This is a genomic window from Trichlorobacter thiogenes (assembly GCF_900167465.1).
Taxonomy (GTDB): domain Bacteria; phylum Desulfobacterota; class Desulfuromonadia; order Geobacterales; family Pseudopelobacteraceae; genus Trichlorobacter; species Trichlorobacter thiogenes.
In genome coordinates this window covers 289,659-303,651 of record NZ_FUWR01000001.1, presented here as the reverse complement: position 1 = coordinate 303,651, position 13,993 = coordinate 289,659, and the positions used below count along the sequence as shown (strand labels likewise).

Below are 13,993 nucleotides of genomic sequence, written 5' to 3'. Positions count from 1 at the left end.
CATGCCTGAACTTTTCAGACTTGCTGCCGTCAGCTACCGCTATCCTGACGGCAGCAACGGGCTTGACCAGTGCAGCCTGACGATCAGACGCGGCAGCCGCACTGCGGTTATGGGGGTTAACGGAGCCGGCAAAACCACTCTTTTGTTGCAGCTAAACGGTATTCTTCGACCTGTTGACGGAACGGTCTGCTTTAACGGCCTGCCGCTTGATTATAGCCGCTTAGGCCTGCAGCGGCTTCGTTCGCAGGTGGGGCTTCTGTTTCAAAACCCCGACAGCCAACTGTTATCTGCCAGCGTACAGGAGGATGTCTCCTTCGGCCCGATCAATCTCGGGCTCGGGACAGCAGAGGTGCGGGCCAGGGTTGCGACGGCACTGCAGACGGTCGGCATGGGTGCCTATGCCGACAAGCCGGTGCATGCATTAAGCCATGGCCAGAAAAAGCGGGTGTGTATCGCCGGTCTGCTGGCAATGGAGCCGGAGGTGCTGATACTTGACGAACCGATGGCCGGACTTGACCAACCGATGCAGGATGAACTTGAAGCGATCCTTGAAACCCTGCACCGGCGCGGCATGACCATCATCATTGCCAGCCATGACATCGATTTCATCTACCGCTGGTCAGACCAGATGCTGCTGCTTGCCAACGGAAGCTGCATGCATGCCCTCCAGACCGGACAGTTACCGGATCTGCTGCATCTTTTTTCCGGACAGGCCCTTGGCATCCCCGCTGTAATCACGGTCTACCAGAGTCTGCTTGAACAGCGGTTAATCCCTGCAGAAGCAGTACCACCCCGCAGTATCAGTGAACTGACCGCCTTGATCAGACAACAGTCTGTATCTGTTAGGAGCATTTAAATGTTTCTCCCGATCCATATCCAGATGGATAACCGCCCCTGCCTGATTGTGGGCGGATCACTTGTTGCTGCGCGCAAGTGCATGAAGTTGCTTGAGTACGGAGCACGTGTCACCGCTGTTGCGCCTGCCTTTTGCCATGATCCGGTCTGGCAGCAGGCCGGGGTAACCTGTCTCTGCCAACCGTATGATAGCAGTCTGCTGGCAGGGATATTTCTGGCCATTGCCGCCACCGATGATCAGCAGGTGAATGCTTCAGTGCTTGCTGATGCTGAGAAACTGGGCGTTCTGGCGCAACGTACCGATCAGGCCGATGCCGGTGATTTCTTTCTGCCTGCCACCCTGCGACAGGGAACGCTGACCGTCTCTTTTGGCACCGACGGTGTCAATCCGGCCTTCAGCCGCATGCTGCGTGATCAGGCAGCAGCACGCTACGACGAGGCATACAGCGTATATGGTGCCATGACAGAGGAAATCCGTGGTTCTGCAGCGTGGCAACGACTGGCGCAACAGCAGCGCAAAAGCGGCCTGCGGGCACTGTCCCGCTGTTCCGGCAGGGCGCTGTCGTTGATCAGGTCAGGCAACCATGCAGAGGCCCGCGAGCTGCTCGCTGCCGCAGCAGGGATCAAGGCCGCCACAACAACCATCCAGCCGGTCTGCCTGATCGGCGCCGGACCCGGCGATCCCGGTCTGATTACCGTCAAAGGTGCGGAGCGGTTGCAACAGGCAGAGGTGGTGTTGTACGACGGCTATGCCAACCCGCTGTTTTTGCAGCAGTATTGCCCGGATGCTGAGCATATTGATGTGGGCAAGCATAAGGGAGGCACCTGCCGTACACAGGCTGAAATCAACGATCTGATGCTGGAAAAGGCTGCAACCGGCGCTGCGGTGGTACGCCTGAAGGGGGGCGACCCGCTGATGTTTGGCCGGGGGGGAGAAGAGGCCCGTCTGCTGGCCAAGCACGGTATCCCCTTTGAGATCATCCCCGGTGTCACCAGCGCGCTGGCAGCACCGACCTATGCCGGCATCCCGGTAACCGATCGTGAATTCGCCTCATCGGTCGGTTTCTACAGCATGCATAAAAAGGAAGGCGAACTGCTGTCGGATCAGGAGTGGCAGCGGATGGCCCAGGGGCCGGACACCCTGGTACTGCTGATGGGTAGTACCGTGCTGCAGGAAATTGCCGGAAACCTGATCCGCTGCGGCCGGGCTCCTGCCACGCCGGTGGCGCTGATCACCAAAGGCACCCATCCAACCCAAACCCGCTACCTGGGCACCCTGGCAACCATTGCCGGATTGGCAGAACGGCACCGGCCCGAGCGGCCCGGTCTGGTGGTGGTGGGGGATGTGGTAAACGTAATTCCGGCCATGGACTGGTTTCCCTGCGTCACCATAAGCGGGACCGAAGCATGAACCTGCCCCGCATCATGATCGCCGGTACCGGCAGCGGTGTCGGCAAGACCTCCCTCACCCTGGGGCTGGTTGCGTCACTTACCCGCCGGGGGCTCAAGGTGCAGACCTTCAAGGTGGGGCCGGATTTTCTTGACCCCACCTGGCTAGCCCTGGCATCCGGCAGGCCCTGCTACAACCTGGACGGCTGGATGTGCGGCGAAAATTACGTCCGCAGGCTGTTTGCAGAAAAGTCCGCCGATGCCGACATTGCGGTGGTTGAAGGGGTAATGGGGCTGTTTGACGGCGCCGATGCCACAACATCCGCAGGCAGCAGCGCTGAAATCGCCCGCTGGCTTGCTGCGCCGGTGTTGCTGGTGGTCAACAGCCACGGAGTTGCCCGCAGTCTGGCTGCCGTGGTTCGGGGGTTCTGCGGTTTTGAGGCCGGGGTGGAGATCAGCGGTGTCATTGCCAACCAGTCCGGTTCCGACCGCCATGCCGCCATGCTGTCGGATGCCCTGCAGTCGGCAGGTTTGCCCCCCCTGATTGGGGCGGTACCGCGTAACGGGCTGCCCGCCCTGCCCAGCCGCCACCTGGGGCTGGTAACCGCCGGAAGCGACCTGCTGACACCAACCCTGCTGGCTGAACTGGCTGATCAGGTGGAATGCAGTCTGCAGCTTGACAGCATTCTGGCACTGGCTGCTGCTGCGCCAACGCTGCACCTCCCGCCACAGCTGCAGGCCGCAGCATCGCACCAACCGGTCAGGATCGGCATTGCCAGAGACGTGGCCTTCCACTTTTACTACCCGGACAACCTTGAGGCGTTGGCGGCCCAGGGTGCAGAGCTGGTGCCGTTTTCTCCGCTTCTGGATCACGGCCTGCCTCCTGACCTGCAGGGGATCTATCTGGGGGGCGGCTATCCTGAAGAGTATGGGGCGCAACTTGCCGCCAATGGCCGGATGCTGGAGGCGATCCGTTCTTTCAGCGCCACCGGCAGGCCTCTCTATGCGGAGTGTGGCGGTCTGATGTACCTGTCCCGGGGGATTGAACTGCTGGACGGCAGCCGCCACCAGATGGCCGGACTGCTGCCGTTCTGGACCAGAATGCTGCCCAGACGGAAGGCGTTAGGCTATGTTGAAGCCACCCTGACCCAGGACTGCCTGCTGGGAAACGCCGGTCAGACCCTGCGGGGGCATGAGTTCCACTATTCAGAGATTATTGAAGAAACCGGTCAGACCGCGGTACGCCCGTACCTGGTTATGAAACGTCGAACCACCCAACCAAGCCGGGACGGCTATGCCCAGCAGGGAATTCTGGCAAGCTACCTTCACCTGCAGTTTGCCGCCCACCCTGAAGCAGCCGCCAGTTTTGTCCAGACCTGCAGGAGTTTTCTATGACCCGTACACCGTTGCTTCATTCGCTGTTGGCCCGGCCGTTAAGCGGCGAGCAGATTGAAGAGCGTTCCTTTGCCTGTATTGACCAACTTGCACCGGAACATGGCTTTCTACCTGACCAGTGGCAGGTGGTACGTCGCCTGATTCACACCACTGCTGATTTTGGTCTGACCGAGCTGATCCGCTTTTCTCCCGATGCCCTGACGGCAGGCGCAGCAGCACTGCAGGCAGGCAGACCGGTCTTTAGCGACTCCAACATGATCCGCTCCGGCCTGTCGCTACCCCGCCTGCGCTCGGTCTGTCCGGCCTACGGCCCGGAATCGGTCTGCTGCCATGTGGCAGATGCCGATGTGGCGGAAGAGGCCCGCCAGAGCGGCCTGCCCCGTTCCCTGTTTGCCATGCGTAAGGCCCGCAGCATGGCGGACGGCGGCATCCTGTTGTTCGGCAACGCGCCGGTGGCGCTGCTGGAACTGAACCGGATGATCATTGAAGAAGGCATCAGACCGGCGCTGGTGGTGGCCATGCCGGTGGGGTTTGTGCATGTGATTGAAAGCAAAGAAGAGTTGATGGAGCTTGGGGTGCCGTTCATCGCCATAACCGGCAGACGGGGCGGATCTCCGCTGGCAGTGGCAACCCTGCATGCCGTCTGTTCCATCGCCAACCAGCAAGAAGGGAAAGAACCATGACCACCACTACCAACCAGGCATTGGCACTGGTATTTTTTGGCACCACCGCCGATGCGGGCCTGAAGGTCTATGACTGGATTGAAGCACAGATGGCGGCCCGTTATCCGCAGATGACGATCAAACGTGCCTTTACCTCTCAAATGGTGATCCGCAGATTGCAAGAGCGGGGGATTGCGGTGCCCAACCTGCCGGAGCTGCTGGCTGATTTCAAACAGCAGGGGCTCAGCCGGGTGGCGGTGCTGCCGTTTCTGATCGTGCCGGGACAGGAATTCGGCAAGATTACCGCTGCCATTGCCGCAGAACCGGAGTTGCAAACCGTCTGCGCCACGCCGCTTTTGACCACAGAACAGGATCTTGAAGCGGTCATCAGCGCCCTTGAATCGGAAATTCCGGTTGGGATTCCCACGGTGATCGGCTGCCACGGCAATGAACAGCACGATCAGTTCAATCATGAAATCAGACAGTTTGCCGCCCTGATCGAGGCCCGCAATCCCCAGGTGATGGTGGCCACCGTTGAAGGGGACAACCCCGGCACGGCGCCCCTGGACAGGGCGCGGGAAATGGCCCAGACTTGCGGTGCGGTCCACTTTATCCCGCTGATGCTGGTGGCAGGTGACCATGTCATGAACGACATCATGGGGGATGAAGAGGACTCCTGGAAGTCTCAGGTCGGGGCCGGCGTCACCACCTGCAGCGGTCCGGCAGGCATGAATGAACAGATACTTGCACTGTACGGTCAGCATCTTGAGAACGCCATCAGCGGCGGATTTGGAGGAACCCGATGAACCCATTTGAACAGGCGTTGCCCGGTCATTTTTATGCGGTGGGGGTCGGGCCGGGTGCGCCGGATCTGGTGACCCTGCGGGCTGCCCGGCTGGTGGAGACTGCCGACGTCATCATCGCCCCCCGCTCCAGTAAAAGCGATGAAAGTCTGGCGGTTACCGCCATTCGACCGTTGCTGCACCAACAGGAGTTGATTGAAAACAGCTACCCGATGGAGCGCAATCAGGACGCAACCCGTCAGTGCTGGGCCGATGCTGCCGATCTGGCTGCAACGCGCTGCAAACAGGGACAGTCGGTGGTGCAGATCACCATCGGCGACCCGCTGTTCTACAGCACCAGCGCCTACCTGCTGGAGGCATTGGCAACACGGATGCCCGCTGAACGGATACATCTGGTGCCGGGCATCAGCGCCATGCAGGCCGCCGCTGCCCGATTCGGCGATCCCCTGACCATTCAGGATGACCGCCTGATCCTGATGCCTGCAGTCCGGCTGGAACAGGTTGAAGCAGCGCTACAGCAATGTGAAACCCTGGTGCTGTACAAGGTGGGACCTCGTCTGAAGGCGTTGACCGAACTGCTTACCCGGCAGGGCCTGCTGGAGCGGGCCAGACTGGTCTGCCATGTGGAACAGGAGGGGCGTGAAGTGATCATCAACCGCCTGACCGACGACCTGCCGGATGCAATGGGCTATATGTCCACCGTGATTGTGCAACTGGGACGGAAAGGCTGGGAGTGAGTAAGGAGCTGCGAGGAGGCTACACCACCGGCTGCTGTGCCGCTGCCGCCGCACAGGCGGCCACCCTGGCGCTGTATGGTCAGCCGGTTCCTCCCTGTATTGAACTGATCCTGCCGGACGGCAGTCCGGTGCAGTTGCCGGTTGCCGGTCTGTCCCGTGGTGATGAAAGCTGCAGCGCATCAATCAGGAAAGATGCCGGAGATGACCCGGATGTGACCCACGGTTCCACCGTGGTGGTAACGGTTGCCCGCTGTCCCGGCAGCGAAATCAGGTTTCAGGCCGGTGAAGGGGTCGGCACCGTTACACTGCCCGGCCTGGCAATCCCTCCCGGAGAAGCGGCCATCAACCCGGCCCCGCGCCGGATGATCGAGCAGGCGGTGCGACAGATAACCAGGGACGGGCTGGTCATCACCGTTGCCATTCCCGGCGGCAGAGAGCTGGCCGCCAGAACCTTTAACCCCCGTCTGGGGATTACAGGGGGGCTGTCGGTACTGGGCACCACCGGCCGGGTGCGGCCTTTCAGCCACGAGGCGGTGCAGGAGACCATTCGCTGTTCCTTTGCCATCACCCTGGCCTGCGGCATCAACGATCCGATCCTGGTGCCGGGGCATATCGGGGCACGGGCAGCCGAGCGGCAGTGCAGGATCAGGGAACACCAACTGGTGGAGGTGGGCAATGAGTGGGGCTATCTGCTGAAGCTGGCTGTAACCGAACCCCTTGAACGGCTTTTGTTGCTGGGGCACCCCGGCAAGCTGGTCAAGCTGGCGGCTGGTCAGTGGGATACCCATTCTGCCCGTTCCGATTCTGCCCTGCCGCTGGTAACCGGACGCTGTGCTGAGTTGTTCGGCACGGCGCCGGACGGGACACCCACGGTGGAGGGGCTGTTTCAGGCCCTTACACCAACAGCTCGCCTGATCTTGGGAAACAGCCTGGCCGATGCGATTGTGGCCTCAATTATCCGCACCTTTGCCCCCGCTTTTCCGGTGGCGGTGGTGCTGACCGATAACAACGGTGACCGGCTGGGCAGCAGTGGCGACCTCACCGCCTGGCAAGGAAAGGAATCTCTTCTATGATGGTATATTTTGTTGGCGCCGGACCGGGCGACCCGGAGCTGTTGACCCGCAAGGCGGAACGGCTGTTGCGGCAGGCAGCGGTCTGTATCTATGCCGGATCGCTGGTAAATCCAGATATCCTGACCCTCTTGCCGCCTGATGCGGAACGTCATGACTCTGCAGCCATGACTCTGGAAGAGACCGTGGCGGTCATGCGGGATGCCGCAAAGCGGGGGCTTGCTACGGTTCGGCTCCATTCCGGCGAACCGGCCCTGTACGGTGCGATCCGCGAACAGATGAACGCCCTTGATCAATACGGCATCAGCTATGAAGTGGTGCCGGGTATCAGCGCCTTTCAGGCCGCTGCCGCTGCGCTAAAGGCCGAGCTGACCGCACCGGAGGTGTCCCAGACCGTGATCCTGACCCGCACCGCCGGGCGGACACCGATGCCGGAAAAAGAGGATCTGGCCTTACTGGCGGCCAGTTGTTCCACCCTCTGTATCTATCTCTCAACCCACAAGATTGATGAGGTATGCGCCACCTTGAGCCCGTTCTACGGCCCGGACTGCCCGGTTGCCGTGGTGTACCACGCCTCCTGGCCGGATCAGCAGATCCTGAAGGGTACTCTGGCGGATATCCCGCAGCAGGCGGCCCAGGCCGGACTGCGCAAGACCGCACTGATTGTGGTGGGCCATGCCCTGGGGCGCGACATCCCGGTATCAAAGCTGTATGATGCCGGATTTTCTCACGAATACCGCAACGCCACAACGCCATGAAGACCGCACTGATCACCCTGTCTGCAGAAGGACTGGCCCTGCTGCAAAAGATCCGTTGCCATGAGCCGGAGGCGGATCTGTATGTTCATCAGGCAGTGCCGGAGTTGCCTGACGATGTAACTGTTTTCAGCGCCATCATCCCGCTGACTGCCGAGATCTTCAATCGTTACCGTGAGCTGGTCTATGCCGCCCCTGCCGGGGTGGTGGTGCGGGCGCTGGCCCCGGTGCTGCAGCACAAGCTGAGCGATCCGGCAGTGGTGGTGACTGATCTGCACGGCCGCTGGGTAATCAGCCTGCTTTCCGGTCATGAAGGGGGCGCCAATGACTGCGCCCTGCGGCTGGCTAATCTGATCGGAGCAGAGCCGGTCATCACCACCTCATCTGAGGCGCTCAAGCGGATAATCGTTGGCATCGGCTGCCGCCGGGGGACAGCGGCGGAGCGGGTTATGGCAGCCGTTACCGAAGGGGTGCAGTTGGCAGGCTGCCGGATGGATCAGGTGCGTCTGCTGGCATCGGCAGATCTGAAAGCGGATGAGGCAGGGTTGCTGCAGGCGGCGCACAGGCTGGGGCTGCCACTGCGGATCATCAGCTCTGCAGAGATCAGGGGAACGGCCCGTTGTTTTAGCCGTTCCGATTTTGTACAAACCAGGGTCGGGCTACCGGCGGTTGCAGAACCGGCAGCGCTTCTGGCCGGAAGGAGAACACAATTACTACTACCCAAAACCATCATACAGGGGGTCACCGTGGCGGTGGCGCAGGAAGACTGTTTGTCGTAGGGCTGGGCCCTGGCGCCCCCCTTGACCGGACCGGACGGGCTGTGCAGGCCATCAGTCGAAGCAGCGTCGTGGTGGGCTACACCCCCTACATAGACTCCGTGGCTGACCTGACTGGCGGCAAGGAGCTGATCGTCTCCGGCATGAAGCAGGAGCGGGAACGCTGCATGGCTGCCTTGCGCCGCGCCGCAGAAGGAGCGACGGTGGCGCTGGTTTCTTCCGGCGATCCGGGGGTGTACGGCATGGCCGGTCTGGCCCTGGAACTGGCCCAGGCCCACGATTTTCAGTGCACCATCGAGATCATCCCCGGTGTCTCTGCGGCCAATGCCGCAGCGGCCCGTCTGGGTGCGCCGCTGATGCTGGACTATGCCTGTATCAGCCTGAGCGACCTGCTGATTCCGTGGGAGCGGATCAGGCAACGGATCGAACTGCTGGCCCAGGCCGATATGGCACTGGCGCTGTACAACCCCCGCAGCACCAAGCGGGTCAGACAGTTGGAAGAGGCGGTGGAGATCCTGCTGCGCCACCGTCCGGCAGCCACCCCGGTGGGGATTGTCACCGCAGCCAGTGCAGCGGATGAAACCACTACCCTGACCACCTTGGGCAACCTGCTGGAGCAGACCATCACCATGCGTTCGCTGGTGATTATCGGCAATTCAGACACCCGTGAGCTAAACGGTATGCTGGTTACGGCGCGGGGCTACCGCCTGTGATCCTGCTGTTGGGTGGTACCAGCGAGACGGCCCCGTTGGCCGCAGCCTGTGCAGCCCAGGGCTGGCAGACCCTGATTTCAACGGCAACCGACGTTCCGCTGGATCTGCCGGAGCACCCGCTGCTTATGCGCCGTCATGGCCGCCTGAATCAGCAACAGATGGAGCTGTTGCTCCGGCAGGAGCAGGTCAGAGTGTTGGTGGATGCCACCCATCCCTTTGCAACCGAGGCCCACACAACCGCCCGGGCAGCGGCAGCCGCCGTCAGTATCCCCTGCCTGCGCTGGCAACGCACGGCCTGCGATTGCCGCGAAGACGAGGTGGTCCGGGTAAGCGGGCATCACGAGGCAGCCCGGCAGGCGGTTTCCCTTGGCAGACCGATCCTCTTGACCACCGGTTCCCGCAATCTGCTGCCCTATACGGCGGCAGTTCAAGCTGCCGGTATTCCGCTCTTTGCCAGGGTGCTGCCTCACCCGGAATCGGAGCAGGCCTGCCGTGCAGCCGGACTTGAACCTGATCAGATCATTGCAGCCCGCGGCCCCTTTTCCGTCCAGGAGACTGCAGAGCTGATCAACCGGCTTGGTATCGGTGTTCTGGTGACTAAAGACAGCGGCGCTGCCGGTGGCCTGCCGGAAAAACTGGAGGCGGCCCGACGGACCGGCTGCCGGGTTATCCTGATCCATCAGCCGCAGCAACTGGGCGGTTGTGAGGCGTTTACCACCATCACCGAGATCATTACCGCAATCGCAACACACCTGGAGCAATCATGCAGCAACCGGAAATAACGTTAATCGGCATGGGGATCGGCGGCCTGGATAGCCTGACCGGCGCCGCCCGCAAGGCGATCATGCAGGCAGAACTGCTGATCGGCCACCCGCGCCATCTGGCGCTGTTTTCTGAACATCCTGGCGAGAAGATCCCTCTGGGAAAACTGCCTGATCTGTTGCACCAGCTTGAAACGACCACCAAAAGGGCCGCCATGCTGGCCTCCGGTGACCCGCTCTACTTTGGTGTGGGGCGCTTCCTGCTGAACCACCTGCCCAAGCAGCGGATCAGAATCATCAGTAATATCTCCAGCATACAATACGCCTTTGCCATGATCAAAGAACCCTGGGATGATGCGCTGGTGGTATCGGCCCACGGCAGAAAACTTGGTGATATCCTTGACAGGATTGCTGCGGCAGACAAAGTCTGCATCCTGACTGATCAGGAGAACAGCCCAAAGGTGATTGCCCGGGAACTGCTGAAACAGGAATCAGCCCCCTGCACGGCATGGCTTTGTGAAGACCTGGGGCTGCCCACGGAAAAATCTACCTGCACCGACCTGCCCAGTCTGCTACAGCTCCCCTGCTCAGATCTGAACATCCTGATTTTACTGCGACACGCCCCTTAACCCCCGCTGCAGGGCTTGCTTTTTCACGCTAAAAAGGCTAACCATACTGCCGATCATTTCAAAAACCGAATGGAAGCGCGGAAGAGGGGTGCCGCTTGTTATAGAGCTATTCCCCCGCTGCCCCGCAGCCGTAAAGGGAACGAACGTCCAACCCAACCCAGTTCCGGGGAGGGTACAGCCACTGGGATATTATCCTGGGAAGGCGGGCAAGTAGGTCGCCCTGAGCCGGAACACCGCTCCATTCGTAGGCTTCGGGGGAGGCAACACATGTACAACCAGCAGCAATCCGCGCCGGAAATCTTTTCAGCTTCCAGCAACAAATTCAATTCAACCAACAGGTTACGGTAGTCCGGCCATGCCCCAACCGTTACCCGCCACCATGCAGGCGGTCTCCGTGCGTGAGATCGGCTCGTTTCAGTTTGAACAGCGTCCGGTTCCCCAACCGGGACCGGGTGAGGTGCTGCTGCGTGTCACCGTAACCGGTCTTTGCCGCACTGACCTGAAGATCATCCAGGTCGGACATCGTGATCTGGTACTGCCCTGTATTCCCGGTGAAGAGGTGGTGGGGGAGGTAGTAGCGCTGGGAGCGGGATGCGACACAACTCTTTTACATCAGAGATGTTATGTCTACCCCGGTGAATGGTGCGGCAGCTGTCCGGCCTGCAAAGCTGGAGCTGAAAATCTCTGCCGCTTCATGCGGATTATGGGCTTCCATCGCGATGGTGGTTTTGCCGGTTACGTGGTTGCGCCACTGAAAAGCCTGATCCCCTTACCGGAAGGGCTGAGTGATGAGCAGGCGGTCTTTGCCGAGCCACTCTCCTGCTGCCTGAATGCACTGGAACTGGCCCGACTGGCTCCCTTTGAGACCATTGCCATCTGGGGCGGCGGTCCGGCAGGACAGTTGCTGGCCAGAGCAGCAACCGCTTACGATGCCCTGCCCACCGTGATTGAACCGGACCCACAACGCAGAAAACTGGCGAAGGGTGTAGCTGAGCCCCCTGAGCAACTGTTTGATGTCTGCGTGGTGGCGGTCGGCAATAATGACGCCTATCAACAGGCCCTGACCCGCCTGGCGCCCCGTGGCAGATTGGTGGTCTTTTCCGGACTCTCAAAAGAAACCCCTGCTATCACTACTGATTTCAACCAACTGCACTATCTGGAGCAGACGGTGGTGGGGGCCTACGGCTGTTGTTACCGTCACGGTAGACAGGCGATCGCCCTGCTGCAGTCCGGCAGGCTTGAGGTAGGTGACCTGATCAGCCATCGGATGCCGCTGTCTAAACTGGCTGAAGCCCTTGAGCTGGTGGCCAGCCGTCAGTGCATGAAGATCCACCTTTACCCGGAGGCCTGCACACCATGACCCCTGAACAGTTTGGTGCACAGATTCAGCTGCTGATTGAGAAACAGGACCTGACACAGGAGCAGAGCTATCTGCTGTTCCGTGAACTGATGCTGGACCGGCAAAGTCAACTGCAGCAGGGGGCCTTGCTGGCAGCACTGACCGCCAAGGGCGAAACCGTTGACGAGATCGCCGGGGCCTGGCAGGCCATTGACGAGTTTGACACGATCCACCCGGAAGATCTGCCGGACGGGTTGTTTGAGAACTCCGGCACCGGCATGGACGGCTTCAAGACCTTCAACGTCAGCAGCGCCGCTGCCATTGTAGGGGCAGCCAACGGGGTAGTCATGGCGCGCCACGGTGCCCGGGCCATTACCTCACGCTGCGGCACCGTGGATATTATGGAAGCAGTGGGGATTGATGTGGACTGTGCCCCTGCGCAGGTGGCCGACAGCATCCGTCAGGCCGGAATCGGCCTGTTTAACGGCATGTCCCCGGCCATCCACCCCGGTGGCCTGGGGCGCATCCTCTCCCAGATCCGCTTTGGTTCAACCCTTAACATTGCAGCATCACTGGCCAATCCAGCCCGCCCTCGTCAGGCGCTACGGGGGGTCTACAGCCGCCAGATGGTACCTGCCACCGCAGCGGTCATGGCCAAAATCGGCTACCAACAGGGCATGGTGGTACATGGCATTGATCAGACCAGCGGCCTGGGGATGGATGAGCTGTCAATCTGCGGCCCTTCAACGGTCTGCCGCTTTCAGGGAGAACAGCAGGAACAGTTCACCATCGTCCCCGAAGATCTGGGGCTGGCCTGCCGTCGCGGTGAGGAGATTGCCGCCTGTAACGCACGGGAAGACGAGATCCGGCGTTTCATGCAGGTTATTAGCGGTACCGGTCGTTTCAGTGCCTGCGAGGAATTTGTCAGTCTGAATGCCGGTGCGCTGCTCTGGACTGCCGGTAAGGCGACGGATCTGAAACAGGGGGTTACCATGGCACAGGAAACCCTGGCTAGCGGTGCAGCCCTGAGCAGACTGCAGCAGTGGGTTGCCTGCCAGAACAGCAACGCTGAAGTCGGGCTGGAGCGGTTTGAACGGGTAAAAAAAGGAGACTGCAATGCGTAAAATCATCCCGATGTTGACAATCATCTGCCTGCTCATGGCTGCACCACTGTTCGCAGCCAACCTGACATTACCGCCCGAACTCGGTGCAACCGCCCGGATACTGAAGACTGAACGGGACGGTCTCTGGGAGAAGAGCCTGATTGTACAACTACCCGAGCGGCGTCACCTGCTCTCCACCAGCGACGGCATCATCAATGGCCTGGGAGCGATTAACCATAGCGCCCATCCCCTGCTCTGGAAGAAACTGGCTGTTGAGCTGGCCACCAAGTTGCAGTGCGGTGGCAAGACCTATGAACAGCAACGCAAAGGGATGATCGCTAATAAACTGGGCCTGCAGCCTGCAGACCTGACCCTGGTGGGCACGGCAGCGGATATGGATAACCTGGCTGTAGTGACCAAACAATTTCCACCTTTTACCGTGACAGCGCTGGTCACGGCCGGAGCAAAAAGTAATGCCCTGAGGGCCGGTGTTGACGAAGGTACCAATATCGAGCCATCCGACCCGCCAGCCGGCACCATCAACATCATTGTGCTGACCAATGCACGTTTAACCGACGGAGCCCTGGCCCGGGCCGTGGTCACCATCACCGAGGCTAAAACCACAGCGCTGGAAGATCTGAAGGTGACCAGCAGTTACACCAAAGGGGTGCAGGCCACCGGCACCGGCACCGACAGCGTAATTGTAGTAAGCGGCACCACCGGCCCCAAGGTCACCTACAGCGGTGGCCACAGCCGGATCGGTGATCTGATTGCCAAGGCCGTACATCAGGCAGTGTTGGAGGCGTTGGAAAAGCAGAACGGATTCAAGCTGAAGAAAAAACCTTAACGCAGAGAGGCATGAGGGACAGAGGCACAGAGAAAAGCATCCTATAAAAACCGTTCACCGCAGAGGACACAGAGGTTCGCAGAGAGAAACATAAAGTTTAAGGAATTAAGCCGTCAAACCAGAAAAGTTATACAATTTTATTGATTTTTCTCTGCATCT

The 13,993-nt window shown here is 60.4% G+C and carries 15 protein-coding genes and 1 riboswitch; all 15 genes read left to right on the top strand.

Translation table 11 applies throughout. From position 1 onward, the window contains the following. Position 1: 1 nt before the first annotated feature. The 15 genes from B5D39_RS01450 (at position 2) to B5D39_RS01380 (ending at position 13,834) form a co-directional block, all read left to right on the top strand. Positions 2–856 (top strand): energy-coupling factor ABC transporter ATP-binding protein, encoded by an 855-nt coding sequence (locus tag B5D39_RS01450; protein WP_244161321.1) that lies wholly within the window; start codon positions 2–4, stop codon positions 854–856. After that, positions 857–2,266 carry a uroporphyrinogen-III C-methyltransferase gene (gene cobA / locus B5D39_RS01445; protein WP_078788603.1) on the top strand — a complete coding sequence of 470 codons (1,410 nt, stop codon included), beginning with the start codon at positions 857–859 and terminating at the stop codon, positions 2,264–2,266. After that, positions 2,263–3,639 carry a cobyrinic acid a,c-diamide synthase CobB gene (locus B5D39_RS01440; protein WP_078788602.1) on the top strand — a complete coding sequence of 459 codons (1,377 nt, stop codon included), beginning with the start codon at positions 2,263–2,265 and terminating at the stop codon, positions 3,637–3,639. Before cobA ends, B5D39_RS01440 begins: the two co-directional genes overlap by 4 nt. After that, positions 3,636–4,322, top strand: a complete 687-nt coding sequence (locus B5D39_RS01435) for a precorrin-8X methylmutase (RefSeq protein WP_078788601.1) — start codon at positions 3,636–3,638, stop codon at positions 4,320–4,322. Before B5D39_RS01440 ends, B5D39_RS01435 begins: the two co-directional genes overlap by 4 nt. Then, entirely contained in the window at positions 4,319–5,107 is a 789-nt protein-coding gene (locus B5D39_RS01430; RefSeq protein WP_078788600.1) for a sirohydrochlorin cobaltochelatase, read from the top strand. Before B5D39_RS01435 ends, B5D39_RS01430 begins: the two co-directional genes overlap by 4 nt. Beyond that, a complete protein-coding gene (gene cobI, locus B5D39_RS01425) occupies positions 5,104–5,841 on the top strand; it encodes a precorrin-2 C(20)-methyltransferase (protein ID WP_078788599.1) in 738 nt (245 codons plus the stop codon). The genes B5D39_RS01430 and cobI overlap by 4 nt, the downstream gene beginning before the upstream one ends. After that, positions 5,838–6,914 (top strand): cobalt-precorrin-5B (C(1))-methyltransferase CbiD, encoded by a 1,077-nt coding sequence (gene cbiD, locus B5D39_RS01420; protein ID WP_078788598.1) that lies wholly within the window; start codon positions 5,838–5,840, stop codon positions 6,912–6,914. Before cobI ends, cbiD begins: the two co-directional genes overlap by 4 nt. Continuing rightward, on the top strand, positions 6,911–7,669 hold the full coding sequence (gene cobM / locus B5D39_RS01415; RefSeq protein ID WP_078788597.1) for a precorrin-4 C(11)-methyltransferase: 759 nt from the start codon (positions 6,911–6,913) through the stop codon (positions 7,667–7,669). The genes cbiD and cobM overlap by 4 nt, the downstream gene beginning before the upstream one ends. Next, on the top strand, positions 7,666–8,445 hold the full coding sequence (locus tag B5D39_RS01410) for a cobalt-precorrin 5A hydrolase (RefSeq protein WP_078788596.1): 780 nt from the start codon (positions 7,666–7,668) through the stop codon (positions 8,443–8,445). Before cobM ends, B5D39_RS01410 begins: the two co-directional genes overlap by 4 nt. A gap of 41 nt (positions 8,446–8,486) precedes the next feature. After that, on the top strand, positions 8,487–9,155 hold the full coding sequence (cobJ, locus tag B5D39_RS01405; RefSeq protein ID WP_244161320.1) for a precorrin-3B C(17)-methyltransferase: 669 nt from the start codon (positions 8,487–8,489) through the stop codon (positions 9,153–9,155). Then, on the top strand, positions 9,152–9,937 hold the full coding sequence (cobK, locus tag B5D39_RS01400; protein WP_078788594.1) for a precorrin-6A reductase: 786 nt from the start codon (positions 9,152–9,154) through the stop codon (positions 9,935–9,937). The genes cobJ and cobK overlap by 4 nt, the downstream gene beginning before the upstream one ends. After that, positions 9,919–10,545: a precorrin-6y C5,15-methyltransferase (decarboxylating) subunit CbiE gene (gene cbiE / locus B5D39_RS01395; RefSeq protein WP_078788593.1), complete on the top strand. Its 627-nt coding sequence runs from the start codon at positions 9,919–9,921 to the stop codon at positions 10,543–10,545. Before cobK ends, cbiE begins: the two co-directional genes overlap by 19 nt. A gap of 38 nt (positions 10,546–10,583) precedes the next feature. Beyond that, positions 10,584–10,800: riboswitch (cobalamin riboswitch) on the top strand. A gap of 100 nt (positions 10,801–10,900) precedes the next feature. Beyond that, a complete protein-coding gene (locus B5D39_RS01390) occupies positions 10,901–11,905 on the top strand; it encodes a zinc-dependent alcohol dehydrogenase (RefSeq protein WP_078788592.1) in 1,005 nt (334 codons plus the stop codon). After that, positions 11,902–13,008, top strand: coding sequence for an anthranilate phosphoribosyltransferase (gene trpD / locus B5D39_RS01385; protein WP_078788591.1), 1,107 nt, complete (start codon positions 11,902–11,904; stop codon positions 13,006–13,008). The genes B5D39_RS01390 and trpD overlap by 4 nt, the downstream gene beginning before the upstream one ends. Then, a complete protein-coding gene (locus B5D39_RS01380) occupies positions 13,001–13,834 on the top strand; it encodes an adenosylcobinamide amidohydrolase (RefSeq protein ID WP_078788590.1) in 834 nt (277 codons plus the stop codon). Before trpD ends, B5D39_RS01380 begins: the two co-directional genes overlap by 8 nt. Positions 13,835–13,993 lie beyond the last annotated feature (159 nt).

Coding starts and splice junctions, on each gene's coding strand:
- trpD (WP_078788591.1), top strand. CDS start 11,902: ATGACCCCTGAACAGTTTGGTGCACAGATTCAGCTGCTGATTGAGAAA.
- B5D39_RS01435 (WP_078788601.1), top strand. CDS start 3,636: ATGACCCGTACACCGTTGCTTCATTCGCTGTTGGCCCGGCCGTTAAGC.
- cobA (WP_078788603.1), top strand. CDS start 857: ATGTTTCTCCCGATCCATATCCAGATGGATAACCGCCCCTGCCTGATT.
- B5D39_RS01390 (WP_078788592.1), top strand. CDS start 10,901: ATGCCCCAACCGTTACCCGCCACCATGCAGGCGGTCTCCGTGCGTGAG.
- cobM (WP_078788597.1), top strand. CDS start 6,911: ATGATGGTATATTTTGTTGGCGCCGGACCGGGCGACCCGGAGCTGTTG.
- B5D39_RS01380 (WP_078788590.1), top strand. CDS start 13,001: ATGCGTAAAATCATCCCGATGTTGACAATCATCTGCCTGCTCATGGCT.
- B5D39_RS01440 (WP_078788602.1), top strand. CDS start 2,263: ATGAACCTGCCCCGCATCATGATCGCCGGTACCGGCAGCGGTGTCGGC.
- cbiE (WP_078788593.1), top strand. CDS start 9,919: ATGCAGCAACCGGAAATAACGTTAATCGGCATGGGGATCGGCGGCCTG.
- B5D39_RS01410 (WP_078788596.1), top strand. CDS start 7,666: ATGAAGACCGCACTGATCACCCTGTCTGCAGAAGGACTGGCCCTGCTG.
- cobI (WP_078788599.1), top strand. CDS start 5,104: ATGAACCCATTTGAACAGGCGTTGCCCGGTCATTTTTATGCGGTGGGG.
- B5D39_RS01430 (WP_078788600.1), top strand. CDS start 4,319: ATGACCACCACTACCAACCAGGCATTGGCACTGGTATTTTTTGGCACC.
- B5D39_RS01450 (WP_244161321.1), top strand. CDS start 2: ATGCCTGAACTTTTCAGACTTGCTGCCGTCAGCTACCGCTATCCTGAC.